The organism is Streptomyces yerevanensis (genome assembly GCF_000716805.1).
GTDB classification, from domain to species: Bacteria; Actinomycetota; Actinomycetes; order Streptomycetales; family Streptomycetaceae; genus Streptomyces; species Streptomyces flaveus.
In genome coordinates this window covers 1-24,977 of sequence record NZ_JNWJ01000050.1, presented here as the reverse complement: position 1 = coordinate 24,977, position 24,977 = coordinate 1, and the positions used below count along the sequence as shown (strand labels likewise).

The window sequence follows — 24,977 nt, the reverse complement described above, 5'->3', positions numbered from 1 at the left end:
CACCCAAAAGACGGACTTGCCTCACTCGTACCCTCCGCAGCGCAGCGCCGTCGCGTGCGGCAGAATCGGCGCGATGAGCACCTACCGCGACCTCGCCCTCGCACACCGCGGCTCCGCACGGGGCACCGTCCTGCGGACCGTCGGCACGCGTGAGCGCCGATCGCATCTGACGGCTCCCCGCGTCCCCACCGTCGGCATCGACATCGGCGGTACGAAGGTGATGGCGGGTGTCGTCGACGCGGACGGCAACATCCTCGAGAAGGTCCGCACCGAGACCCCCGACAAGTCCAAGAGCCCCAAGGTCGTAGAGGACACCATCGTCGAACTGGTCCTGGACCTCTCCGACCGGCACGACGTGCACGCCGTCGGCATAGGAGCGGCCGGCTGGGTCGACGCCGAACGCAACCGCGTCCTGTTCGCGCCCCACTTGTCGTGGCGCAACGAGCCTCTCCGGGACCGGATCTCCGGGCGCCTCGCCGTGCCCGTTCTCGTCGACAACGACGCCAACACCGCGGCCTGGGCGGAGTGGCGCTTCGGTGCGGGCCGTGGCGACGACCACCTGGTCATGATCACGCTGGGCACCGGTATCGGGGGCGCGATTCTGGAGGACGGCCAGGTCAAGCGTGGCAAGTTCGGTGTGGCGGGCGAGTTCGGCCATATGCAGGTCGTGCCCGGCGGCCACCGCTGCCCCTGCGGCAACCGCGGCTGCTGGGAGCAGTACAGCTCAGGCAACGCGCTGGTGCGCGAGGCCCGTGAACTCGCCGCCGCCGACTCCCCGGTGGCGTACGGCATCATCGAGCACGTCAAGGGCGACATCTCCGAGATCACGGGCCCGATGATCACCGAGCTGGCCCGTGAGGGCGACGCCATGTGCGTCGAGCTGCTCCAGGACATCGGCCAGTGGCTCGGCGTCGGCATCGCGAACCTGGCCGCCGCGCTCGACCCCTCCTGCTTCGTCATCGGCGGTGGTGTCTCGGCGGCCGACGACCTGCTGATCGGCCCCGCGCGGGACGCCTTCCGGCGCCATCTGACCGGTCGCGGCTACCGCCCCGAGGCCCGTATCGCCCGCGCCCAGCTCGGCCCCGAGGCCGGGATGGTCGGCGCCGCCGATCTCGCCCGGCTCGTCGCCCGCCGTTTCAGGCGCGCCAATCGGCGCAGGGTGGAGCGCTATGAGCGGTACGAGCGGTATGTGCAGTCGCGTCGTACGACACAGGGGTCGTTGTGACGGCCGCCGCACTGTCCCACCAGGTGCCGTCGCCGGACGATCCGCGCCCGCCCGAGGGCCGGGGCCACAAGATCCGCCGACGCGCGCTGACGCTGCTGATCATCGTGCTGCTGATCGGCATCCCGGCCGGCTATCTGGTGATCTCCGCCAACCAGAGTCGTGACAGCGGCAGGAACAAGGAAGAGAAGTACGCCGCGAGGGGCCTCACCCATGACTGGCCCTCGCGTGTCCAGCGCCGTCTCTACCATGTGCCGATCCCGCCGGGTTCGAAGAAGGTGGCGTACTACGAGACGAACAACTGGAGGACCAGCCGTCTGTACGTCCAGTTCCGCACCAGCGACGACGGCTTCGACAAGTTCCTCAAGAGCATCGGCACCAGCCGCGCCGCCCTGGAGAAGGACGACTTCCCCATCAGCGCCCGCCACCGGAACATCGTCGACTGGGACTTCACGACACCCGGCCCCTGGTCGGGCCTCACCCGCGCGCGGAAGAACCCGACTCCCACGCTGGACATGGTCGTGAACTGGTCGAAGCCCGGTCGTCCCATGGTGTACGTGGTCTCCAGAACGACGCCCTGACCTTCCTGACCTTGACCTTTCTGACCTTCCGGTGACCTCCCGGTTCGGCCGCCGAGCCCGATTGTCAGACCCGGCCCGTACAGTCGAAGACGAGTGATCCGACTGGTCCGACTGCGGTGAGGGAGGTGGCAGGGAGCATGAGCGTGGGGGAGGCCGAGAGGCACGTGGCAGAAGCCGCGCGGACCGTGGTGCCGGTCCGGCTCGCCGCCGTCTTTCTGCCGGCCGGACTGCCACGGGACGGGCGGATCGCGTTCTGGGACCCGGACGGTGGGGCGCTGCCGGAGGGCGAGCAGGCCGAACTGACGGTGGTACGGCGGCATGGCGCGGGAGTCCGGCGGGCATCGGCGCCCGCACTGACCCTCGCGATCGGCGAGGCGCTGCCCTTGCTCGTACGGGCGAGGCGGGACCCCGCGGCGCATCCCGCCACGACATGCTGGGGCGCCGCCGCGCTGCACGCGCTGCGGCTCCTCGCGCGCGGGCGACTGCTGCCCGGACTGACGCAGGACGGCCACGACGCGTGGCGCGCCGGACCGCTGGATCCGGACGACATCGCCCACTTGAGAGCGGTGGCCGCGGCCCTCCCGTACGAGGGACATGCCGTACCGCTCCCCGGCCGGAGCCCACTTCAGCTGCCCGACCCGGAAGCGCTGATGCGCGCCTTCCTCGACGCCGTCGCCGACACCCTGCCGCGCACCGAGGCCGCGCCGTACGCCGTCGGGAAGCCCTTCGCCGCGCGCGAGCCGCAGCGGCTGCCGGGCGCCCGGCACTGGGCGGCGGAGGTCGCCGCGGGCATGGACGCGGGCGTACGGATCTCGCTGCGCCTGGACCTGTCCGCGTACGACCTCTTCGACGACAGCGACACCGACGACGGCGAGGCCGCGCGGCGGGCGGGCGCGGCTGTCGTCCAGGTGCACAGCCTCGCCGACCCCACTCTCGTCGTCGACGCCGCGGCCCTGTGGGCGGGCGAGGCCGACGCTACGTTCGGGCCACGCGCGCGTGTGGACGCCGCCCTGGCAGTGCGGCGCGCGGCCCGCGTCTGGCCGCCGCTGGACCGGCTGTCGGAACAGTACGTACCGGACGTACTCGCGCTGTCCGAGGACGAGTTGTCCGATCTGCTCGGTGTCGCGGCGACCCGCCTCGGCGCGGCCGGAGTCGCCGTTCACTGGCCCCGCGACCTCGCCCAGGACCTGAGCGCGGCGGCGGTGGTGCGTCCGGCGCCCGGTTCGGCCACGGACGGCACCGGGTTCTTCGAGAGCGAGGAACTGCTCCAGTTCCGCTGGCAGTTGGCGCTCGGCGGCGATCCGCTCAGCGAGGCCGAGATGGACACACTGGCCGAGGCGCACCGGCCCGTCGTGCGGCTGCGGGACCAGTGGGTGCTCGTCGATCCGGCCCTGGTCCGCAAGGCGCGTAAACGCGAACTGGGTCTGCTCGACCCGGTCGACGCGCTCTCCGTCGCGCTCACCGGCAGCGCGGAGGTCGACGGTGAGACGGTCGAGGCGGTGCCCGTCGGCGCGCTGGCCGCGCTGCGCGACCGGCTCACGGCGGGCGTGCGGCCCGCCGAGCCGCCCGCCGGTCTGACGGCGACGCTGCGGGACTACCAACTGCGCGGGCTGGCCTGGCTCGACCTCATGACCTCCCTCGGCCTCGGCGGTTGCCTCGCCGACGACATGGGGCTCGGCAAGACCGTCACCGTCATCGCCCTCCACCTGAAGCGGGCGCGCCGCGAACCGACTCTCGTGGTCTGCCCGGCCTCGCTGCTCGGCAACTGGCAGCGGGAGATCAACCGCTTCGCCCCCGGCGTCCCCGTCCGCCGCTACCACGGAGCGGGCCGCACACTGGAGGACCTGGACGGCGGATTCGTCCTCACCACGTACGGGACGATGCGGTCGGCGGCGGCCCGGCTCGCCCAGCAGCGATGGGGCATGGTCGTCGCGGACGAGGCGCAGCACGTCAAGAACCCGTACTCGGCGACCGCGAAGGCACTGCGTACGATCCCCGCGCCGGCCCGGGTCGCCCTGAGCGGAACACCCGTGGAGAACAACCTCTCCGAGCTCTGGGCCCTGCTCGACTGGACGACCCCCGGACTGCTCGGCCCCCTGAAGTCCTTCCGCGCCCGGCACGCGCGCGCGGTGGAGAACGGCGAGGACGACGAGGCCGTGGCCCGCCTCGCCCGGCTGATCCGCCCCTTCCTGCTGCGCCGCAAGAAGTCCGACCCGGGCATCGTCCCCGAGCTCCCGCCCAAGACGGAGACGGACCACCCCGTCCCGCTCACCCGCGAACAGGCCGCGCTCTACGAGGCGGTGGTGCGCGAGTCGATGCTGGCGATCGAGACGACGGAGGGCATCGCCCGCCGGGGCCTGGTACTGAAGTTGCTGGGTGCGCTGAAGCAGATCTGCGACCACCCCGCGCTGTACCTGAAGGAGGACGTCCCGCCGAAGACCGGCGACCTCCCCCACGCTCGGCTCCGCTCGCGCGGGGGCACCCCCACCGCCGCCGCCCGGTCCGGCAAACTCGCCCTGCTCGACGAGCTGTTGGACACGCTGCTCGCCGAGGACGGTTCGGCGCTCGTCTTCACTCAGTACGTGGGGATGGCGCGGCTGATCGCCTCCCACCTCGCGGCCAGGGCGGTACCGGTCGAGCTGCTGCACGGGGGTACGCCGGTGCCCGAGCGCGAACACATGGTGGACCGCTTCCAGAGCGGGGCGACACCTGTCCTGGTCCTGTCCCTGAAGGCGGCCGGCACGGGCCTGAACCTCACGCGCGCGGGCCATGTCGTCCACTTCGACCGCTGGTGGAACCCAGCCGTCGAGGAACAGGCCACCGACCGCGCCTACCGCATCGGCCAGACCCAGCCCGTCCAGGTCCACCGCCTCATCACCGAGGGGACGGTAGAGGACCGCATCGCCGAAATGCTCGCCTCGAAGCGGGCGTTGGCCGACGCGATCCTGGGCTCCGGCGAGGCTTCCCTCACGGAGCTCACCGACCGCGAGCTGTCGGACCTGGTCTCACTCCGGAGGTCGGCGTGATGTCTTCGACAGGGCGACCGGATCCGGCGCGCTCATCCGGTGAGCCCCGGCCCGCCGATGTGGCCCGCCGTGCCCTGTGGGCCGCGCGGCGCGGTCAGGTCGAGAACGGCGAGGTGGACTCGGAGGATGACCACTCCGCCACCCCCGAGGCGCGACCGGCAGCACGAGGTACGGACCAGGCGGCCTCCGAGGCGACCGCCGCCCGGCGGCAGACGCGGCGGACTGCGCAGGGGCCCAGGCCGGGTGACGTGGCGCGTGACGCTCTGCGGGGTGCGGGCGGGCCACGCACCGCGCGTTCCGAGGACGAGGCCGCATCCGAGCCCGTCCCGGTCGCCGACCGTCCCGACGATGGCGTGGCTTCCGGTGCGCCGCGTCCCGGTGACGTGGCCCGCGAGGCCTTGCGTGCCGCCCGAACCGGCGCGAGTCGGCCCCGTACAGCCGTTGGGGCCAAGGGAGTTGGTGGCCCGCGCCGCTCCGCTGACGCGAAGCCGAAGCCTTCCGCCTCGGCACCGTCACCGAGCACAGCAGACCGCCGCGCGGCGCCTCCCCACAGCACCGTCCACTCGGCAACGACCCCGGAGGCCGCCCCTCCGCCCACCGAGCGACGGTTCCCACCCGGCCCGGCGCCCGCTGCAGGTCCCGTCGGCCGAGGCGCCCGTACGCGACCCACCGGACCCGCGCCCGACGCGGACGGTCCGTCGCCCCGTTCCCCCTCCGCGCCCAGAGGAGCCCCCCAGCCGCACACCACGCCCCCAGCCCCCGCCGGCGACCTGCGGCGTACCTTCCCCGCCCTGCCGCGGCGGTCGCCCGGAGGCGGCAGGTTCGCCGAGACGTGGTGGGGTGACGCCTGGGTGAGGGCGCTGGAGGAGGCGGCGCTGGATCCGGCGCGGCTGGCTCGGGGGCGGGTGTACGCGGGTGAGGGGCACGTGGATGCCGTCACCGTCACGCCGGGGCTCGTGCTCGCGTATGTGCACGGGAGCCGGCCGCGGCCGTACCGCGTGCAGATCCGGATGCGTACGCTCACGGACGAGGACTGGGAGCGGTTCCTGGACGCCGCCGCCGAACGGCCGGGGCACATCGCGGCGTTGCTCGACAAGGACATGCCCCAGTCGCTCGCCGAGTGCGGGGTCGAACTGCTCCCCGGACCCGGAGACCTCGAACCGCACTGCAGCTGCCCCGACTTCGGCCATCCCTGCAAGCACGCGGCCGCCCTCTGCTACCAGACGGCACGGCTGCTGGACGAAGACCCCTTCGTGCTGCTCCTGCTGCGCGGCCGAGGCGAGCGCGAGCTGCTGGACGCGCTGTCGCGCCGCAACGCCGCCCTGGCCGCCCGCTCGGCCCACGCAGGCCAGAAAGGAGGCCAAGAACCCGAACTTCCCGGCGTACGCGCTCGTGATGCCCTGGCCCCCCGCCAACTCCCGCCGCTACCACAGCCGTTGCCCCCGCCCACACACCCCGAACAGCCGCCGGTCTATCCGGCATCCCCGGGCGGCCCGGACCCGTTCGCCCTCGACCAGCTGGCCACCGACGCCGCCACCCGAGCACACGCGCTGCTCACGACGGGACGCGACCCGGTCGCGGAGCTGACCCTCTGGCAGGACGCCGTCCGCCTCGCCGCCACCCGCCCCGGCTCAGGCCTCACCGCCACCACCCGAGCCCTGTACGCATCCCTCGCCTCCGCCGCCGGCCGCACCCCCGCCGACCTGGCACGCGCGGTCGCCGCCTGGCGCCAGGGCGGACTCGAAGGGCTCGCCGTCCTCGAGGAACCCTGGGACCCGCCGGCGGGCCGCTTCGACCGCGCCCGCCCCCTCCTCCTGGCCGCCGACTTCCCCGCCTTCCGCCCCTGGCACAACCACCTCACCCACCCTCGCGGCCACATACAGCTCCGCCTCGGCCACGACGGCCTCTGGTACGCGTACGAGTCGGAACCGGGCCACGACGACTGGTGGCCCCGGGGCACCCCCGACCTCGACCCGGTCGGCGCCCTCACCGGCCTGGGCTCACCGACCGCCTCATGAGCCCCGACTCGACCCCCCAGTGCGCCGTCGCCTCACATGTGGCGGCCCCGTGCAGGCAATGTGGACAAACCGGTCCCGTTTTCGCGGCCACAGGTGCGGAAGCTAGCTTGGAGCGGTGAGTGAGATGAAGTCCCCTGCCCTCCAGTACCGCTTCGACGGCCCGGAAGACGCCCCGGTCCTCGTCCTCGGCCCCTCGCTCGGTACCACCTGGCATATGTGGGACCGGCAGGTCCCGGAGCTGATGAAGCACTGGAGGATCTTCCGGTTCGACCTGCCGGGCCACGGCGGCGCGCCCGCGTACCCGGCCGGTTCGGTCAACGACCTCGCCGACCGGCTGCTCGGCACGCTCGACGGGCTCGGCGTCCAGCGGTTCGGCTACGCGGGCTGCGCGCTCGGCGGCGCCGTCGGCACGGAGCTGGCCCTGCGCCACCCGGAGCGGGTTGCCTCGCTCGCCCTGATCGCCGCCTCACCGCGCTTCGGCACGGCCGACGAGTTCCGCCAGCGCGGCGTGATCGTACGGACGAACGGCCTCGACCCCATCGCCCGTACGTCCCCGGAGCGCTGGTTCACCACCGGCTTCGCCGCCGCCCAGCCCGCGATCACCGAGTGGGCCGTGCAGATGGTGCGCACCACCGACCCCGGTTGCTACATCGCCGCCTGCGAGGCGCTCGCCTCCTTCGACGTACGCCCCGAACTCGGCCGGGTCGGTGTGCCCACGCTCGTTCTCGTCGGCTCCGACGACCAGGTCACCGGCCCCGCCGAGGCCCGCACCCTGGTCGCCGGAATACCGGACGCCCGTCTCGCGGTCGTGCCCGGCGCCTCGCACCTGGTCCCCGTGGAGCAGCCCGCCGCGGTCACCGACCTCCTCGTACGGCACTTCACCAGCGCCTGGCAGCCCGCCTTCGACACGACCACCGGCCATATGGCGATCGCGGCGTCCCCGGTCAAGCCGGTGCTGGCCGCGGCCCCGCCGGTCGCGCCCGTCGCCGAGATCGCCGCCGCCGAGCAGCCCGAGGCCCTGGGCAGGCCCGACCCGTACGACGCGGGCATCAAGGTCCGCCGCGAGGTGCTCGGCGACGCGCACGTGGACCGGGCCTTCGCCCAGGCGGACGAGTTCTCCGGCGACTTCCAGGAGTTCGTCACGCGCTACGCGTGGGGCGAGATATGGGACCGCCCCGGTCTGGACAGACGCTCCCGCAGCTGCGTCACGCTCACCGCCCTCGTCGCGGGCGGCCACCTCGAAGAGCTCGCCTTCCACACCCGGGCCGCCCTCCGCAACGGCCTCACTCCGGCCGAGATCAAGGAAGTGCTCCTCCACGCGGGCGTCTACTGCGGCGTACCGGCGGCGAACAGCGCCTTCAAGGTGGCGCAGCAGGTCATCCGCGAGGAGACCACGCCCCAGGAGTGAGCACCGGGAGGCCCCAGGAGTGAGCCCCAGGAATGAGGTCGCTCCTGGGGAGAGGCCGTCCCTGGGTCAGGGGCAGGATGGAACCCATGAAACTCACGAAGAAGTCGCACTCCTGTATCCGGCTCGAGAAGGACGGGCGCACGCTCGTCATCGACCCCGGCGGTTTCAGCGAGGAGGACGCCGCGGTCGGCGCGGACGCGATCCTGGTCACGCACGAGCACCCCGACCACTTCGACGAGGGCCGCCTGCGAGCCGGTCTTGAGGCCAACCCCGGCGCCGAGCTGTGGACGCTGAAGTCCGTCTCCGACCAGATCGCGGCGGCGTTCCCCGGCCGTGTGCACACCGTCGGCCACGGCGACACGTTCACGGCCGCGGGCTTCGACGTCCAGGTCCACGGCGAACTGCACGCCGTGATCCACCCCGACATCCCGCGCATCACCAACGTCGGCTACCTCGTCGACGGCGGTCGCGTCTTCCACCCGGGCGACGCCCTCACCGTCCCCGACCAGCCCGTCGAGACGCTGATGCTCCCGGTGATGGCCCCCTGGAACAAGATCGCCGAGGTCATCGAGTACGTACGCGAGGTCAAACCGCAGCGCGCGTACGACATCCATGACGCCCTCCTCACCGACCTCGCCCGCCCGATCTACGACCGGCAGATCGGCGGCCTGGGCGGTGCGGAGCACCTGCGGCTGACGCCGGGCGCCTCGGCCGAACTCTGAGCGCAAGCCTTCCGGGCTCTGGGCGCAAGCCTTCCGCGGGTCGTTGTCAGACCCTCCCGGTAAGTTGTGAGGCATGCGGATTGCCACCTGGAACGTGAACTCGATCACCGCCCGTCTCCCCAGGCTGCTGGCCTGGCTGGAGAGCAGCGGCACCGACGTGCTGTGCCTCCAGGAGGCCAAGACCACCGCCGAGCAGTTCCCCACCGAAGAGCTGAGCGCGCTGGGCTACGAGTCGGCGGTGCATGCGACGGGACGTTGGAACGGCGTGGCGGTGATCTCCCGCGCAGGCCTCGAAGACGTGGTCAAAGGCCTGCCCGGCGACCCCGGCTACGACGGCGTCCAGGAGCCCCGCGCCATAGCCGCGACCTGCGGCCCGATCCGCGTCTGGTCGGTGTACGTGCCGAACGGCCGAGAGGTGGACCACCCCCACTTCGCCTACAAGCTCCAGTGGTTCGAGGCCCTCAAGGCGGCGATCGCGGGCGACGTGGGCGGCAGCCGCCCGTTCGCGGTGCTGGGCGACTACAACGTCGCGCCGACGGACGACGACGTCTACGACATCTCCGCCTTCGAGGGCTCCACCCACGTCACCCCCGCCGAGCGCGCCGCCCTCACCGAACTCCGCGAGGCCGGCCTCTCGGACGTGGTCCCGCGCCCCCTCAAGTACGACCACCCGTACACGTACTGGGACTACCGCCAGCTCGGTTTCCCCAAGAACCGCGGCATGCGCATCGACCTGGTCTACGGCAACGAACCTTTCGCAAAGGCGGTCACGGACGCGTACGTGGACCGCGAGGAGCGCAAGGGCAAGGGCGCGTCCGACCACGCCCCGGTGGTGGTGGACCTGGAGGTGTAGCCGACGCCCTCGTCGGTGCGCCCCGCACGGGCGCGCTCCAAAGGGGCGCGGGGCTGTATCAATGTGCGGCTCCGCCGCGATGGGGGTCCCCCCAGGCCCTTAAGGCACTGGGGGAGCAGCCGAGAGTGGGGGAGCGACCAGCCACGGACGGCCCGCAGCCGAACTACGACCTCTCCGCGAAGCGGCGCTGCAGCTACAGCAACCTCAAATCCACAGCCTCCGCCAGCGCAGCGAGCCCCGCGTTCCCCGGATGCAGATGATCCCCACTGTCGTACACCGGCAGCATCCGAGAAGGACGTGCGGGATCCCGCAGCACCGCATCGAAGTCGAGCACCCCGTCGAACTCGGAGCTGGACCGAATCCACCTGTTCACCGCGGAGCGGCCGGCGTCGGCGGCAGCCGTGCACCGTGCCTCGCCCTCGCAGGGGACGATCGTCGCGGCCAGCACCCGCAGCCCACGCGCGTGCGCCCGGTCGGCGATCTCCCGCAGCCCGGCGATGACCTGGTCCGCGCTCGCACCCCAGCGGACGTCGTTGACGCCCTGGAACACGATGGCCGTACGGGCCGACGTCTGGGCGAGGACGTCACGGTCGAGGCGGTTCAGGGCGCTCACGCCGCCCGTGTCGGTGGAGACGCCGTCGCCGGGGTAGCGGTCGGTGACCACACGGTTCGCCGAGATGCCGTGGTTGAGGACCCCGTAGTGCGGGACCACGTCCTGGTTCCGCAGCCGCCTGGCGAGCACATCGCCCCAGCGCAGGTTCGCGTCCGGCGTCGACTTCTCGCCGTCGGTGATCGAGTCCCCGAGCAGCACCACGGAACCGGGCCCTCTGCCCACGTCCACACCGGTCAGCAACGGCCAGTTGCTGATCGCCGAGGTGTACGCGTCCGGGGTGGCGTCCGCCGCGTGGTCGCCCGGCCCGCTGAGGTACGACCGCTGGACGGCGAGGCTGTGAACGGGCGCGGCGGTCACCGTTCCCGGCAGGTGGAAGCTCACCAGCAGATTGGCGTCCGCGGGAACGTCGAAGCCGAGCGGATCGCTGAACGCCTGGGCCCCCGCGGGGATTTCGGTCCCGGCGACACCCCGGAACGACAGCGGCACGGGAGTGCTCCGCGGGCTCGCACCGGACGCCTGGACCGCCACCGTCGCACTGCCGATCCGTACGGGCGCCGCGGCGAAGGTGTTGTCCAGCCGGATCCGTACGCGCGGTCCGCCCGCCGAGGTGTGCACCACGAGGCGCAGCGTCCGGTCCGTCCAGGGCCCGACCGCCGTGTACCCGGAGGTCGAGGTGGCCCAACTGCCCGTCCAGCCCGGGGAGTCGGCGCGTACCGACAGTGCGAACACATGCAGGTCGGCATTGCGCGGCAGCTGCACCGAGGCGACGGCCCGGCCCTCGGCGAGCGGCACGGTCACGACGTACAGCCGTGCCTTCTCGGCGAGTTGGCCGCCGGGCGTGTTGACGTGGGGGAGCGCGACGGCCTTCGTGGCGAGGGGGCCGCGGCGCCAGTCCGGGGCGGTCAGCCGGTACGAGGAGTGCGAGCCGTTCGCGTACCGCACCACACCCGTGCCCGTGGCCGCGTCGCCGGCCGTGCCCGCCACCAGGAAGGTGAGAGCGTCGCCACGGCCGCGTACCCGGACGGACTGGCCGTCGGCGCGCACGTTGTCGGGTTGGCCCGCCGCCCTGCGCGGCCAGGTCAGCCGGGCGCCCTGGACGGTCAGTGTGCGGCCCGGTATCCAGCCCGCGGCGGTCAGGTCCCGAGCCGACAGGGAGCCGCCCGAGCCGTCGAAGTCTGCCTCGCTGGGCCGCGCGTCATCGCTGACGGCCGTGTTGTCGAAGAGCCGCTCCAGGGGGAGCGGCTCGGCCCGGGTGGGCAGCCCGGTCTTCGCGGACGCCGTCGGCACCGCCATCATGAGAAGAGCGAGAGCGACGGCCGGACCCCAGACACGTCGGTGCACGACCGACTCCTCCCGTTTGCCGACAGGACAACACGTGCTGCATGACATGTACGAGACGACCTGCGCGAGACGACATGTGCGAGCGACAGGTGCGCGACAACAGGTGCTCCGGGAAGCTAAGGAGACAGCAGGGACCCGTCAATGATCGACGTGCGAACTCCTGGCGAAATCCCCTGGAACAAGCGGTTCCGCGTGCCCTGTGGTGCGCCGGGCGATATGGATGACAGGCTGGGTGTATGAACATCTCGTTCCTGGGCAACTGGCGCAAGAAGCGAGACCCCGCCAGAGTCGCTGTCTTCTCCGACAGTGAGAGCGATCGTGAGGGGTTGGCCGAGCTTCTCTCCGAGTGCGAACTGCTGCGCTCCCAGGCGTACCGGGCGGGAATCGAACTCGACGACTCCCCGGCCTCGTTGGAGGCGCTCGACCAGCTGCTGCCGCGCTGGCGCGACGACGAGGAGAGCCTGCCCTGGCTCGGCAACGACGCCGGCCTGTATCTCGGCACCGTCATTCTGCGCACGGTCCCCGGCGCGACCTGGCAGCTGTGGCCCAACGGCCAGCCGGTGGTGCGGCTGGAATCCGGCCGCGAGATCGACGTGGTCGCCGCCGGGGGCGAGTGGGCGACCAGCGGCGTACCGGAACTCTCTCAGCTGTACGGCGAGGTGTCGGAAGCGTAGTCCGTCCTCGGCGTGAAGCATTCTCGGTGTGACCCATCACCCCGGCAGTCCCCGATCCTCAAGCACTGACGGGGTGATGCGTTCAAGAACTCCTTGGGGAGTGGTGACTCACGGGCAATGGCCCGCCCGGCAGCAGCCGCAGATCACTACCCGCCCAACGGAACCGACACATACGACGGATCGGCCGCGGGTGAGGAGAAGGTCAGCTGCGCCCCGGTCGGGTTGTGCTCGATGTAGAGCGGGTCGACCGTGTCGACGACCAGGGCGAGCCGATGGCCCGCCGGGACGTCGTAGGCCGTGGAGAACAGCTCCAGATCGACGCCGAACGGCTTGCCCGGCGTCTGCCCGTGGAACGTGTACGGGGCGTTGCTGACCAGCTTGCCGAGGCCGAGCGGGCCCACGTCGTAGAGGTATGCGACGAGAGTGCCGCTCTCCTTGTTGCTGGTGACCGTGGTGTGCAACTTCGTGGTCCCGCGCACCCGCCCAGCGCTCGCGTACTTCTCCGACTGCCATACGGCGGCGTACCGGCGTGGCAGGAACGGCATCGAGGCCATCGGGGGCAGCTTGGCCACCTGGTCGAGGATGCTGGACAGGAAGACGATCCCGCCGTCCGCGCCGGAGTTGACGTTCGCGCGGATCGTGGTGGTGCCCGCGAGGTCGATCTTCTTGCGGGTCGCGGTGACCGACTTCCAGTCCGGGTAGCCCTCGTAGCCGCCTGTGGAGCGGGACTTGAGCCGGACCGGTTGCTCGCGGTCGATGCCGTTGGCCGCGCCCTTGAGGTGGTGGTCGAACCAGCGGGTGGTGTCGGTCCACACGTCGTTGGGCAGGCCGAGCAACCCGGTCGCCTCGTTGGTGGCGTGGTCGCCGGGGCGCAGTTCCAGCCGCTTGGGGCCGGTCAGCTTCTCGAAGAAGTCGGCGTACTGGTTGGGCGGGAAGATCGTGTCGCCCCAGGCGTTGGCCATCATGACCGCCGTGCCGTTGGAGTTGATCCGGTCGACGTACGTCGCGGGGGAACGCTTCTTCCCCCAGGCGATGAGCTCCGGCTCCCTGGCCAGGTTGGAGGCGAAGAAGTCCTTGAAGATCTGCTTGAGTTCGGGGCTCTGGCGGCCGGTGATGTTGCCCGCGCCGTCCAGCAGGGCCGCCGCCTGGGAATGCTGGGTACGGCCGGAGTAGATCGAGTCGATCAGGTCGGCCCAGCCGCTGAGCGCGGCAACCGCCTTGACACGCTTGTCGTGTGCGGCGGCGAGCAGGCTGATGCCCGCGCCGTACGAGAGACCCGCCATGCCGACCTTGTCCGCGTCGGCCGGGGTGTTGGCGAGGGCCCAGTCGATGACCTTGGAGGCGTCGGCGATGTCGGGCGGGCCCGCCACCTCGATGTGGCCGCCGGACTGCCAGAAGCCGCGGACGTTGTAACTGACGACCACGTAGCCGGAGTTGGCGAGCTTCTGGGCCTGGGCGAGGTACTCGACCTGAGGCAGGCCCCAGCTTGTCGGCAGGACGATCAGCGGGTAGCGGCGGGTGCCGTCGTCGTCCGTGGGGGTGACGACGTTGGCCTTGAGGGTGGTGCCGCCGTCGCCGGCGATGTCTACGAACCGGACGCCGGCCGCGGCTGCCTGCATGCCGGGCGCCGACTGGGCGGCAGGGGCGAGCCCCAGGGCCGTGCCGGCGAGCAGGGTCGCCGAAACGGCACCAACGGCGGTGGTACGCAGGGCTTTGCGAGGACTTCCCACGGGTCACTCCTCACTCGTGTAAGTGCAAAGTGACCCGACGGTAACCGCCGTCTCTTACCGCAGGTAACCCGTCGGTAAGTTACGTGCGAGTAACGATCGTTGAAATGTGTAGAGACCTAGGAGGCGCGATGTCCCTTCTGGGGAGCGGCCTCAACTGCCGGGGTCTGCGCGGCCTTTGTGACGTCCGCGACGAGTTCGACGACATCGGAGCCGTACGCCTGGGAGTTGGTGACCTTCAGGAGCAGAACGAAGGAGTTGTTGCCGTGCTTGCGCGCCAGCCGCTCGTGATGGCGGGCGAGATAGCGGGTGGCCGCCTGGTTGGTGATCGCGCGCTGGCCGCAGAAGACGAACACGGGTCTCGTCGTGTCGTGGCCCTGGCCCGCGGTGAGCCGGGCGAGAAACGCGTACTCGGTCCGGCCGGGCTCCAGGCGATAGGACTCCCCGCCGATCTGGAAGGCGCCGCGGTCCGGGCCCGGCTCCGGATCCGTGTTCAGGCGCACACCCGGCAGCAGCGAGTGCAGATGCGCGGCCATCCGGCGGTTCGCCGAGGGGTGGCCCACGCAGAACTCCGTACGCTCCCCGAAGCCCTGCTGCGCCGCGTCGTGTGCGACGAGTTGGGAGTGCGCGCCGCAGTCCTTGATCAGTGCGGCGAGTTCGAGCAGCGCGGCCACGTCGTGGCGCACGACCGTGAGATCCGGGCCGCCCGCATCGCGATTCACCACCAGCAGCGACTCGGAGTTCTCGGGCAGCCCGAAGAACGCCTGCTTACGGTGGAGTTTGCGCTTCCACAGGTACGTACGGGCGAGCCAGCCGAGCGCGGCGCCGATGACTGCCAGGGCCGCGCCCAGAACGATGTTGCGCACGTCGTCATTCATGGGCGCGCATGGTAGCGGGCGCGTCGGAACGCTGTTCGAGGAGTCCCTGACGGGATCATGGCAAAGAAGTACGCTGCGCAGACGGCTGATAACTGGAGGTATGGATGCATCGTCGTCCGGTTGGACGGAAGCTCGCGGTCCTGGCGGTCTCGGCTGCCGTGGTGTCGGTCGGGGCGGCGGCACCCCCGTCCGCGCCTGCCACCGCGACGCCCGAGAAGGAGCCGGTCGCCGTCGGATACGGCGGGGCCGTGTCGAGTGTCGACGCGGACGCGTCCGCCGCCGGTATCGAGGTCCTGCGCAAGGGCGGCAACGCGGTGGACGCGGCCGTCGCCACGGCGGCGGCGCTCGGCGTCACCGAGCCGTACTCCGCGGGCATCGGCGGGGGCGGCTACTTCGTCTACTACGACGCCAAGTCCCGTACGGTGCACACCATCGACGGACGCGAGACGGCACCGCTGACCGCCGACTCGGGGCTCTTCCTGGAGAACGGGCAGCCGATCCCGTTCGCCGACGCGGTGACCAGCGGCCTCGGCGTGGGAACGCCAGGCACCCCCGCCACCTGGCAGACGGCACTCGACGCCTGGGGCAGCAAGCGGCTCGGCCCGCTGCTGAAGCCCGCCGAGCGGCTCGCGCGCGAAGGATTCACCGTCGACCCGACCTTCCGCTCCCAGACGGAGTCCAACCAGGCCCGCTTCAAGGACTTCCCGGACACGGCCGAGCTGTTCCTCCCCGGCGGCCAACTGCCCGTGGTCGGCACTACCTTCAAGAACCCCGATCTGGCGCGCACGTACGAGGAGTTGGGCCGTAAGGGCGTCGGCGCGCTCTACCGCGGCAAGCTGGCGCGGGACATCGTCGACACGGTCAACGACCCGCCCGTGGACCCGGCTTCGGGACGTAACGCCCGCCCCGGCGAGCTGTCCCTGAAGGACCTCGCGGCGTACGAGACGAAGCGGCAGGCCCCGACGCAGACGAAGTACCGCGGTCTGAACGTCTACTCCATCGCACCCTCCTCCTCCGGCGGCACCACGGTCGGGGAGGCACTCAACATCCTTGAGAACACGGACCTTTCGAAGGCCTCGGACGTCCAGTACCTGCACCGCTACATCGAGGCGAGCCGTATCGCCTTCGCGGACCGGGGGCGCTGGGTGGGCGACCCCGCCTTCGAGGACGTACCGACGAAGGAACTGCTGTCGCAGAAGTACGCTGACTCGCGCGAGTGCCTGATCAAGGACGACGCGGTGCTGACGAGCCCGCTGGCGCCGGGAGATCCGCGGAACCCCGCGGCCTGCTCGACCGGCGGTACGGCGGCGCCGACGACGTACGAGGGTGAGAACACCACGCATCTCACGGCGGCCGACAAGTGGGGCAATGTCGTCGCGTACACCCTCACCATCGAGCAGACCGGCGGCAGCGGCATCACCGTCCCGGACCGCGGCTTCATCCTCAACAACGAGCTGACGGACTTCTCCTTCACACCCGCGAGCCCCGACGTGCACGACCCGAACCTGCCGGGTCCGGGCAAGCGGCCGCGCTCGTCGATCTCACCGACGATCGTGCTGGACCAGCACAACAAGCCGGTGGTGGCGCTCGGTTCGCCGGGTGGCGCGACGATCATCACGACCGTGCTGCAGACGTTGACGGGCTTCGTCGACCGTGGCCTTCCGCTGGTCGACGCGATCGCCGCACCGCGCGCCAGCCAGCGCAACCAGACGACCACCGAGCTCGAACCTGGCCTGTGGAACAGCGAGTTGAGGACTGGGCTGGAGTCGATCGGCCATGGCTTTAGGCAGAACCCGGAGATCGGCGCGGCGACGGCCGTCCAGCGGCTGCCGAACGGGAAGTGGCTGGCGGCGGCGGAGAAGGTACGGCGCGGGGGTGGCTCGGCGATGGTGGTGACACCGGCGAAGTAGATCGGCCTTCGGCTTGACGGGTCTCGTCCGTGGCTCAGCCTTCGGCCTGGCCCGTCTCGTCGGTGCCCTCGTCGGTGTTCTCGTCGGTGCGGAACACCGGCTCGCCGTGCTCGATGTCCACCGTCACCCGGCTGCCCGGCGTGAGCCGGCCGTCGAGGAGGAGACGGGACAGCCGGTTGTCGATCTCCCGCTGGATGGTGCGGCGCAGCGGCCGGGCGCCGTACTCGGGCTCGTGTCCGCGCTGCGCGAGCCAGTCGACGGCCCTGTCGGTGAAGGTGACCGAGACGTCCCGGACGCGCAGCCGGTGCCGCGTCTGATCCAGCAAGTGCTCGGTGATGCGGTGCAGTTGATCGCTGGTGAGCTGCCGGAAGACCACGACCTCGTCGATCCGGTTGAGGAACTCCGGCCGGAAGTGCTGGCGCAGCGGGCGCAGGATCTGCTCACGGCGGGCCTGCTCGTCGGCCTCGGCGTCGCGCGCGGCGAAGCCGAGGCCGGTGCCGCGGGTGATCGCCTCGGAGCCGAGGTTGCTGGTCATCACGATCACGGTGTTGGTGAAGTCCACCGTGCGGCCCTGGGCGTCGGTGAGCCGGCCGTCGTCGAGGACCTGCAACAGGATGTTGAACACGTCGGGGTGGGCCTTCTCCACCTCGTCGAGCAGGAGCAGCGAGTACGGGTGCCGTCGTACGGTCTCGGTGAGCTGCCCGGCCTCCTCGTGGCCGACGTAGCCGGGCGGGGCGCCGACGAGCCGACTGACGGTGTGCCGTTCCTGGTACTCGCTCATGTCCAGGCGCACCATCCGCTCCTCGCTGCCGAACAGGGCCTCCGCCAGCGCGCGGGCCAGTTCTGTCTTGCCGACCCCGGTCGGGCCGAGGAAGAGGAAGCTGCCGATCGGCCGGTCGGGGCTGGCAAGCCCGGCCCGGGAGCGCAGCACCGCGTCGGCAACGACCCTGACCGCCTCGTCCTGTCCGACGACCCGCTCGTGCAGATGCTCCTCCAGGCCGAGCAGCCGGTCCTTCTCCTCGGTGGTGAGGCTGCTGACCGGGATGCCGGTCTGCCGGGAGACCACCTCGGCGACGGCCTCGGCGGTGACCTCGAGCTGCTGTCCCTCGTCGGCCTCCCCGTCGCGCCCCGCCTCGATCTTCGTCTTCAGCTCGGTGATCCGGTCGCGCAACTGTGTGGCCTGTTCGTACTGCTCACTCGCCACCGCCTGGTCCTTGTCCCGGGTGAGCTGCTCGACCTCGCGCTCCAGGGCGCGTACGTCGGTGCCCTTGGTCCTGGCGCGCAGGCGCACACGGGCACCCGCCTGGTCCATCAGGTCGATGGCCTTGTCCGGCAGATGGCGGTCCGTGATGTAGCGGTCGGACAGTTCCACGGCGGCGACCAGGGCCTCGTCGGCGTAGCGGACCTGGTGATGGGCCTCGTACCGGTCGCTCAGGCCGCGCAGGATCTCCAGCGCGTCCGCGGCGGAGGGCTCGGGGACCAGGATCGGCTGGAACCGGCGCGCCAGGGCCGCGTCCTTCTCGATCCGGCGGAACTCCTCCAGCGTCGTGGCACCCACGACGTGCAGCTCACCGCGGGCCAGCGCCGGCTTGAGGATGTTGCCCGCGTCCATCGAGCCGCCCTCGCCGCCGCCTCCGGCGCCGACGACGGTGTGCAGTTCGTCGATGAAGACGATCAGCTCGTCGGAGTTCGTACGGATCTCGTCGACGATGTTGGTCAGCCGCTCCTCGAAGTCACCGCGGTAGCGCGTCCCGGCCACCACGCCCGACAGGTCCAGGGCGACCACCCGGCGGCCGGCGAGGACATCGGGTACGTCCCCGTCGGCGATGCGCTCCGCGAGGCCTTCCACGATGGCGGTCTTGCCCACGCCCGCGTCGCCGATCAGGACCGGGTTGTTCTTGCCGCGCCGGGACAGCACCTCGACGGTCTGCTCGATCTCCTGGTCCCGGCCGATGACCGGGTCGATACGGCCCTGCCGGGCGAGGTCGGTGAGATCCCGGCCGTACTTGTCCAGGGTCGGGGTGGGGGAGGAACGCGCCCGCTCGGGATGCGCGGGGGCACCTGCCGCCGGGGCCGATCCCTCGGGCGGGCCGGGGGAGGGGCTGAACCGGGCGGCGTTCAGGATGTGCCCGGCGGCGGAGTCGGGGTTCGCGGCGAGGGCGCTGAGGACGTGCTCGGGGCCGATGTAGCCGACGCCTTGCGCCCTGGCCAGGGCGTGGGCGTCGAGGAGGGCGCGCTTGACCGCGGGGGTGATGCCGAGGGGGGCGTGGGGGCGGTCGTCGGGCTGGGCGTCGGTTCGGTCCTCGGGCCGGTTGTCGGGCCTGTCGGTGGACTGGTTGCCGGGCTTGGTCGCGGACTGGTTGTCGGCCGGGCCCACTCGTTCGTCGATCTCGGTGGCCAGCGCGTCGGGGTCGGCGCCGGCGCGGGCCAGGAGGCTGCGGGTGGGTTCGACGGCGAGGGCGGCGCGGAGGAGGTGCTGGGTGTCGAGGTCCGTACTGCCGTGTTCGGTGGCGTACGTCGCGGCGGTGGCGACCAGCTGGCGGGCGGGGCCGCTCATCAGCCGGCCGATGTCGATGTGCCGGGGGGCGGGGCGCGGCCCGCCCCCGAAGAAGCGGGCGAAGAATTCTCCGAAGGGGTCCGGGCCGTAGCCCTGCGGACCTGGGAAGCCGCTGGTCATGGCCGTCCTCGCATGTTGACTACCGTGCGGCTCGCGAGTGCCCATGACTCCGTCGGTTACACGTGGGGGTTTGGGGGCGTTCGGGTGCGTTGTTGGGTGCGGGTGTGTGGGTGGCTGGTCGCGCCGTTCCCCGCGCCCCCGGGGTGGGTGGTGGGTGCGGGGTCGTGGGCCGGTGCGTCAGCCCGTCGCAGGCCGGGCATACGACCCTTAGCTGGTACACGGTGCGGGTTCTCCGAGACCGAAGCTACGCGACGGGCATACGACGCACCGGCCCACGACCCCTCCCACCGGAGGGAAGCCGCGAGTAGTCGGGAGTACGGGCTTGCTCCGGGCGCGGGAAGCCGCAGGCTTTTGCTTTTCAGGGGCGCGGGGCTGTTTCGATATGCGGCTCCGCCGCGTGGGCGCGACCAGCCACGACGCACCCGCACTCGCCCACGCACCGAACCCACCACCCCCGTAGTCCCCGCCCGACCGCCGGAGGTTTCAGCGGGCCGTCAGGACCCTGGGACCCGTGGTGGTGATGGCCACCGTGTGCTCGGCGTGGGCTGCACGGGAGCCGTCGTTGGTTCGGAGGGTCCAGCCGTCTGCGGCTGCGTGGTAGCCGTCCGCGCCGGAGGCGATGAGCATGGGCTCGATGGCCAGGACCATGCCGTGGCGGAGGGGGAGGCCGCGGCCGGGTCGGCCCTCGTTCGGGACCGGAGGGTCCTCGTGCATGCGGCGGCCGATGCCGTGGCCGCCGAAGCCGTCCGGAATGCCGTAGCCCGCCGCGCGGCACACCGTGCCGATGGCGTGCGCGATGTCGCCGATGCGGTTGCCGACGACGGCCGCCTCGATGCCCGCCGCCAGGGCGCGCTCGGCGGTCTCGATGAGACGTAGGTCGTCGGGGCGGGGCCGGCCCACGACGAAGCTGATCGCCGAGTCGCCTGCCCAGCCGCCCAGTTCGGCGCCGAAGTCGGCGGAGAGCAGGTCGCCGTCGCGCAGCCGGTAGTTGGTCGGGATGCCGTGCACGATCGCGTCGTTCACGGAAGTGCACAGGACCGCCGGGAAGGGCGTGGGGGCGAAGGAGGGCCGATAACCGAGGAAGGGGGAGCCGGCGCCTGCGCTGCGCAGGACGTCGTGGGCGACCTCGTCCAGTTCCAGGAGCGAGACGCCGATGTCTGCGGCCTTCCGTACCGCCGTGAGGGCCCGGCCCACGACCTGGCCCGTTTCGTACATCGCGTCGATAGACGTGTCCGTCTTCAGTTCAACCATGCCAATTACTATACCGCTCAGCACCTATTAATATACCGCTTGCCGGTATTAGTATGGGGCCATGGTGCGAAACCCCCTGACCCCCGAAGAGCGTGAACGCGGCGAGCGGCTCGGCCGGTTGCTGCGCGAGGCCCGTGGTGGCCGCAGTATGGCGGAGGTCGCCGCCAGCGCGGGCCTCTCCGCCGAGACGCTCCGCAAGATCGAGACCGGCCGGGCCCCGACCCCCGCCTTCTTCACCGTGGCGGCACTGGCCGGAGCGCTGGGTCTGTCGATGGACGAGATCGCGGGGCGGTGTGCCCTGACGGGGGTGTGAGCTGCTGCCGGAGTACCGAGTTTTGCTGACTGATACTGCGCGACAGTCCTGCGGTGGGCTGGTGAACCTTAAGGAGTGGGCGCGGGTGCAGGGGATCCATCCGTAGACGGCGTATCGGTGGTTTCGGGAGGGGCGGTTGCCGGTGCCCGCGGCGGATCAATCAGCGGACGGCGTTGATCGAGCAGTCGTTGACGAAGTCGGTGCAAGGGGCGCGGTTGTTCGGGCGGCGCTCCGCGCGGAGCCGGGCTGGGGCGGCGGTGGCTGCGGCCGAGGGCGGGCTCGGGAGAACCGAGGTTTTGAGGCCGAACGGGTGACCTTGCGTTGCTGAGGTCGTTAGCCCTGTACGGACTCGGATACAGGGGGGTGGGGTGGTGGCTGCGGGGTCGGTGGTGCGTTCGGTGTCGGGGTTGCGGGTGCTGGCCCCGCCCCGGCTGGCGGAGCATTCCGGGGCGATGGCCGTCCGCACCCGGCTGCACCTGTCCCGGCGGGATGAACGGGTACTGGCTGAACTCGGGGAATTTCTGGGCGAGTTGGCCAACCGGGATCTGGCCGAACGCATCTTCCTGGGGGCGGGGCACACCACGGAGGATTTCGCCCGGCGCAAGCGGGAGCTGACCGCGCTGTCGTCGTCGCGGTGGGCGGGCACCATCACCCGGGGCAGCAACGACCAGTGGGCGCTGGCCCGCCGCGCCCAGGCCGCACACCTGGCGGAGCTGGAGCAGGCCATCGCCACGGTGTCCGCGCGGCTTGCCGTCCCCGTCGGCGCCTGCCACGGCACGACCCGTATCGAGGGCTATCCCAGCCAGGCCGTCCGGGCGGCCAAGCAGCGCCGCCTGATCCACCTCCAGGCCGAGGCCACCCGGGTGCGGGCGGCCTGGGAGCAGGGCCATGTGCGGGTGGTGCGCGGCGGCCGCGGACTGCTGCACACCCGGCTGCACCTGGAGCAGGCCGGGCTGGACCAGGAGCGGTGGCGGCGCCGGTGGCGCGAGGCGCGCACGAGGATCGAGGCGGACGGGGAGAGCGGCAAGCGGCACGGCAATCAGAGCATCCACATCACCCCCGACGGCACCGTCACGATCAAGCTGCCGCCCGAACTCGCCGCCCGCCACGCCCGGTGGTGCGATGCTCATGGCCGCTACCCGCTCGATGCGCGGTGCGCGTTCGCCTACCGCGACCGTCAGTGGCGGGCCCAGGTAGGCGCCCACCGGGCGGTCGGCTACCGCATCGCCTTCGAGGACGGGCGCTGCTATCAGGGGCTGGGCGCGCGGCGCAGGGCAGAGAAGACCGTCCCCCGCAAGCAGACGGAAGCCGTCCCAGCCCACCCCGTCAGGGAGGGCAGGCGGTGCGCGACGACGCACCCCGGGACCGGTACGGAAGACCATCGCCCACCCGCGCTGACCACCCAGCCCGACCCCGACCGCACCCCCACGGCCCGAGCGCGCCTGGAGGATCGTGCACACGATGCACGCCGCCGAAGGCCCCACGCGACGGCCGAGTCCGCCCAACACCGTTCGGAGCGGGCCACTGACGTGCAGACCTGGACGCAGAACTCACTACCACTCAGTGTTTAGGAACGGTGTAGGCATCCTTCGCATTACGGGAGTTGCCGGCCTCTCGAAGCTCCGCCGCGCACATCACGTTCCGAGTGGGGCGGAGTACTGTGCGGCCCGTCCGAAAGCCCGTCGTAGCACATCCGTAACACGAATGGTGTTTTCTACCGGAACGGAGTACTCCAGGCTGGCGTGGGGTGAACATAATGACGGTGGAACAACTCCCGGGCCAGGTACGGGAGTTCGCTCAATATCTCAAAGGGCTGCTGACCCGGCTCGACCAGGGCGGCGGGTGGTGTGCTGTGTTCTGGCAGCGCGATCCCGAAGGGATGCGGGCCTGCATGGACGGCTGGGAAGTGCCGCCCTGGGACGTCGTGGAGGCCCTCCTCCAGGACCTCGCCGCCGCATACGGTGACCGGGCCGCCACGCAGGAGACCGAGCGGGCACGCGTCCTCCACCGCGCCTCGCTCGCCGCGTACGATGCCCGACCCGGCGGCCGGGAGGCCCTCGGCGACCGCCTCGACGTCATGCTCCGCGAACAGCGCTACGCCGCCGAACGCCAGGCGGAACTCACCCAGTCGCTCCGCGCCGCCACCTCCCGCGACGAGGTCGACTCCATACGCCTCGACCTGGCCTGGGCCCGCGACGACCACGAACGCGCCACCGCCCGCTGCGCCGAAATCCAGTCCCGCCTGGACGAGTTGAACCGCCGGACGCCGGGCGGACACGCACGCGAGGCGATGACGATCCCTCCGGGGGACGGCGGGGGAATGGTCTGGGTCGACGAGGGGTCCGACGGGGGCGAGGGGTCGACGGACGACGGTTACGGGGGGTCGTCCCATGGGCGCGGTGGTGCGTACGGCTCCGAGCGTGCCGCCGGGGGACGCGTGGGCGCGCCGCGCCGGGAGCCGATCGAGGACGACTGGCCGGACATCTGGCGGGACTCGACCACGCGTCGGGCTGCCTGGCAGCCCGACGCCGGCGTGGACACCCCGGCCCCGATGCCCGCCTCGCCCTCACCAGAACACGCCAGCCCGTCCGACGGCCGGATCTCTCCGGCCGACTCTCACCCCGTGCCATCCACACCCACCGCTCCCGCCGCCCCAAAGGGGGCCAAGGCGGCCAAGCAGCGCTCCAAACGGCGGCCCCGAGGCAGTGCCCGCTTCGCCGGGATCGAAGCGGACACCGGTGCCAGCGCCGTACCGGCCATGCCCGCGCCTGCCGCCACGGAACGCAGCCCGCGGGGGGTTCGTTACGCAGGGGCCACCGAGGAGGTGGAGCGGCGGCCGTCGGCGCGGCGCGAGCCGTTGGACGACGACGCGCGGCGGGCCACGGTCGAGACGGTCCAGCGGCTCGTCCGGCTGCGCGGCGAGGGCCGCAGCGGCGAGGCGCACGTCCTGCTGGCCGAAGCCGCGTACTGGCCTGCGGCCCGCTTTCCCCTTCTCGCCGCCGAGCTGCACCGCGCGGGCCTGGGTGCGGACTGGTCCACGCTTCTGTGGGAGGCGGTTTCGCTGCCGGCCGACCGGCTGGTCGCCGCGGCCGATGCGCTCGCGGCGGCGGGGCGTACGGCGGACGGCCGGCAGATGCTGCGACAGGGTGTCACACGGCCTGCCTCGGAGATCGGCGAGGCGGTGTTGGCGCTCGCCGAGGATGGCCGCGACCGTGAGGTGCGCGCGCTCCTCGACGCGTACGTCCGCGTCCGCACGCCTGAGGAAGCGGCCCGCAGCGCGGCCCCCGACCCGGCGCGCCTGGCCCCCCTCCTTCTTGAGGCGGCCAAGGCCGTGTCCGAGGAACGCCACTGGGACTTGGTCCATGCGTTGCGCGTTGCGGGTTACACGGGGTGACGGCGCCTCCGCCTCCGGCGGGTGGGGGACGCCTATGGGGGTGGTGGGTTCGGTTCGTTGGCGAGTGCGGGTGCGTCGTGGCTGGTCGCGCAGTTCCCCGCGCCCCTGAAAAGCAAAAGCCTGCGGCTCCACTCAGCCAAAGCCACAACGGACCCGCGCCCTGCCCTCCGGCGGGAGGGGGCGTGGGCCGGTGCGTCGTATGCCCGTCGCTTAGCTTCGGTCTCGGAGAACCAGGGCCGTGTACCAGGCCAGGGCCGTATGCCCGGCCTGCGACGGGCTGACGCACCGGCCCACGACCCCCCCCCCCGGAGGGCAGGGCGCGGGTCCGTTGTGGCTTTGGCTGCGTGGAGCCGCAGGCTTTTGCTTTTC

At 71.7% G+C, this 24,977-nt stretch carries 17 protein-coding genes; 12 read left to right on the top strand and 5 right to left on the bottom strand.

The window, feature by feature from the left end:
• Window positions 1–73 precede the first annotated feature (73 nt).
• The 7 genes from OP79_RS37060 (at window position 74) to OP79_RS37030 (ending at window position 9,830) form a co-directional block, all read left to right on the top strand.
• Window positions 74–1,225 (top strand): ROK family glucokinase, encoded by a 1,152-nt coding sequence (locus tag OP79_RS37060; RefSeq protein ID WP_033326752.1) that lies wholly within the window; start codon window positions 74–76, stop codon window positions 1,223–1,225.
• Window positions 1,222–1,803 (top strand): hypothetical protein, encoded by a 582-nt coding sequence (locus tag OP79_RS37055; RefSeq protein WP_033326750.1) that lies wholly within the window; start codon window positions 1,222–1,224, stop codon window positions 1,801–1,803. The genes OP79_RS37060 and OP79_RS37055 overlap by 4 nt, the downstream gene beginning before the upstream one ends.
• A 137-nt stretch (window positions 1,804–1,940) precedes the next feature.
• On the top strand, window positions 1,941–4,829 hold the full coding sequence (locus tag OP79_RS37050) for a DEAD/DEAH box helicase (protein WP_051745198.1): 2,889 nt from the start codon (window positions 1,941–1,943) through the stop codon (window positions 4,827–4,829).
• Between the two features lie 113 nt (window positions 4,830–4,942).
• Complete coding sequence (locus tag OP79_RS52570; protein ID WP_245685585.1) at window positions 4,943–6,847, top strand: SWIM zinc finger family protein; 1,905 nt, start codon at window positions 4,943–4,945, stop codon at window positions 6,845–6,847.
• A gap of 124 nt (window positions 6,848–6,971) precedes the next feature.
• The gene (gene pcaDC, locus OP79_RS37040; protein WP_211270932.1) at window positions 6,972–8,255 is read left to right on the top strand and encodes a bifunctional 3-oxoadipate enol-lactonase/4-carboxymuconolactone decarboxylase PcaDC; all 1,284 of its coding nucleotides are present in this window, start codon (window positions 6,972–6,974) and stop codon (window positions 8,253–8,255) included.
• A gap of 86 nt (window positions 8,256–8,341) precedes the next feature.
• Window positions 8,342–8,977, top strand: coding sequence for an MBL fold metallo-hydrolase (locus tag OP79_RS37035; RefSeq protein WP_033326746.1), 636 nt, complete (start codon window positions 8,342–8,344; stop codon window positions 8,975–8,977).
• 73 nt (window positions 8,978–9,050) lie between these two features.
• Window positions 9,051–9,830 carry an exodeoxyribonuclease III gene (locus OP79_RS37030; protein WP_033326744.1) on the top strand — a complete coding sequence of 260 codons (780 nt, stop codon included), beginning with the start codon at window positions 9,051–9,053 and terminating at the stop codon, window positions 9,828–9,830.
• Window positions 9,831–10,023: 193 nt separating this feature from the next.
• Here the strand turns inward: OP79_RS37030 and OP79_RS37025 are convergent, their stop codons facing one another.
• Window positions 10,024–11,784: an SGNH/GDSL hydrolase family protein gene (locus OP79_RS37025; RefSeq protein WP_033326742.1), complete on the bottom strand. Its 1,761-nt coding sequence runs from the start codon at window positions 11,782–11,784 to the stop codon at window positions 10,024–10,026.
• A 236-nt stretch (window positions 11,785–12,020) separates the two neighbouring features.
• Here OP79_RS37025 and OP79_RS37020 point away from each other — a divergent pair, with 236 nt between their 5' ends.
• Entirely contained in the window at window positions 12,021–12,458 is a 438-nt protein-coding gene (locus OP79_RS37020) for a DUF6278 family protein (protein WP_033326740.1), read from the top strand.
• Window positions 12,459–12,604: 146 nt separating this feature from the next.
• Here OP79_RS37020 and OP79_RS37015 read toward each other — a convergent pair whose 3' ends face one another.
• Entirely contained in the window at window positions 12,605–14,188 is a 1,584-nt protein-coding gene (locus tag OP79_RS37015) for an alpha/beta fold hydrolase (protein WP_033326738.1), read from the bottom strand.
• A gap of 116 nt (window positions 14,189–14,304) precedes the next feature.
• Entirely contained in the window at window positions 14,305–15,063 is a 759-nt protein-coding gene (locus OP79_RS37010; protein ID WP_078492241.1) for a hypothetical protein, read from the bottom strand.
• 104 nt (window positions 15,064–15,167) lie between these two features.
• On the opposite strand from OP79_RS37010, the gene ggt reads away from it, so the two are divergent.
• A complete protein-coding gene (ggt, locus tag OP79_RS37005; protein ID WP_033326734.1) occupies window positions 15,168–16,973 on the top strand; it encodes a gamma-glutamyltransferase in 1,806 nt (601 codons plus the stop codon).
• Window positions 16,974–17,007: 34 nt separating this feature from the next.
• Here ggt and OP79_RS37000 read toward each other — a convergent pair whose 3' ends face one another.
• Together OP79_RS37000 and map are read right to left on the bottom strand one after the other, a co-directional pair.
• Window positions 17,008–19,650: an ATP-dependent Clp protease ATP-binding subunit gene (locus tag OP79_RS37000; RefSeq protein WP_033326732.1), complete on the bottom strand. Its 2,643-nt coding sequence runs from the start codon at window positions 19,648–19,650 to the stop codon at window positions 17,008–17,010.
• Between the two features lie 483 nt (window positions 19,651–20,133).
• On the bottom strand, window positions 20,134–20,901 hold the full coding sequence (map, locus tag OP79_RS36995; RefSeq protein ID WP_033326731.1) for a type I methionyl aminopeptidase: 768 nt from the start codon (window positions 20,899–20,901) through the stop codon (window positions 20,134–20,136).
• Window positions 20,902–20,962: 61 nt separating this feature from the next.
• Between map and OP79_RS36990 the strand changes: the two genes are divergently transcribed.
• From OP79_RS36990 to OP79_RS36980, 3 genes are all read left to right on the top strand, one after another.
• Window positions 20,963–21,214 carry a helix-turn-helix domain-containing protein gene (locus OP79_RS36990; RefSeq protein ID WP_033326729.1) on the top strand — a complete coding sequence of 84 codons (252 nt, stop codon included), beginning with the start codon at window positions 20,963–20,965 and terminating at the stop codon, window positions 21,212–21,214.
• Between the two features lie 371 nt (window positions 21,215–21,585).
• The gene (locus tag OP79_RS36985) at window positions 21,586–22,785 is read left to right on the top strand and encodes a hypothetical protein (RefSeq protein WP_157857419.1); all 1,200 of its coding nucleotides are present in this window, start codon (window positions 21,586–21,588) and stop codon (window positions 22,783–22,785) included.
• Window positions 22,786–22,970: 185 nt separating this feature from the next.
• Window positions 22,971–24,608, top strand: a complete 1,638-nt coding sequence (locus OP79_RS36980; protein WP_033326727.1) for a hypothetical protein — start codon at window positions 22,971–22,973, stop codon at window positions 24,606–24,608.
• Window positions 24,609–24,977 lie beyond the last annotated feature (369 nt).

What these genes read in the sequence shown, in the direction of transcription:
- map (WP_033326731.1), bottom strand. Translation starts at nt 20,901, where the DNA reads ATGGTTGAACTGAAGACGGACACGTCTATCGACGCGATGTACGAAACG.
- OP79_RS37010 (WP_078492241.1), bottom strand. Translation starts at nt 15,063, where the DNA reads ATGAATGACGACGTGCGCAACATCGTTCTGGGCGCGGCCCTGGCAGTC.
- OP79_RS37020 (WP_033326740.1), top strand. Translation starts at nt 12,021, where the DNA reads ATGAACATCTCGTTCCTGGGCAACTGGCGCAAGAAGCGAGACCCCGCC.
- ggt (WP_033326734.1), top strand. Translation starts at nt 15,168, where the DNA reads ATGCATCGTCGTCCGGTTGGACGGAAGCTCGCGGTCCTGGCGGTCTCG.
- OP79_RS37060 (WP_033326752.1), top strand. Translation starts at nt 74, where the DNA reads ATGAGCACCTACCGCGACCTCGCCCTCGCACACCGCGGCTCCGCACGG.
- OP79_RS37030 (WP_033326744.1), top strand. Translation starts at nt 9,051, where the DNA reads ATGCGGATTGCCACCTGGAACGTGAACTCGATCACCGCCCGTCTCCCC.
- OP79_RS36990 (WP_033326729.1), top strand. Translation starts at nt 20,963, where the DNA reads ATGGTGCGAAACCCCCTGACCCCCGAAGAGCGTGAACGCGGCGAGCGG.
- OP79_RS37000 (WP_033326732.1), bottom strand. Translation starts at nt 19,650, where the DNA reads ATGACCAGCGGCTTCCCAGGTCCGCAGGGCTACGGCCCGGACCCCTTC.
- pcaDC (WP_211270932.1), top strand. Translation starts at nt 6,972, where the DNA reads ATGAAGTCCCCTGCCCTCCAGTACCGCTTCGACGGCCCGGAAGACGCC.
- OP79_RS37050 (WP_051745198.1), top strand. Translation starts at nt 1,941, where the DNA reads ATGAGCGTGGGGGAGGCCGAGAGGCACGTGGCAGAAGCCGCGCGGACC.
- OP79_RS37035 (WP_033326746.1), top strand. Translation starts at nt 8,342, where the DNA reads ATGAAACTCACGAAGAAGTCGCACTCCTGTATCCGGCTCGAGAAGGAC.
- OP79_RS36980 (WP_033326727.1), top strand. Translation starts at nt 22,971, where the DNA reads ATGACGGTGGAACAACTCCCGGGCCAGGTACGGGAGTTCGCTCAATAT.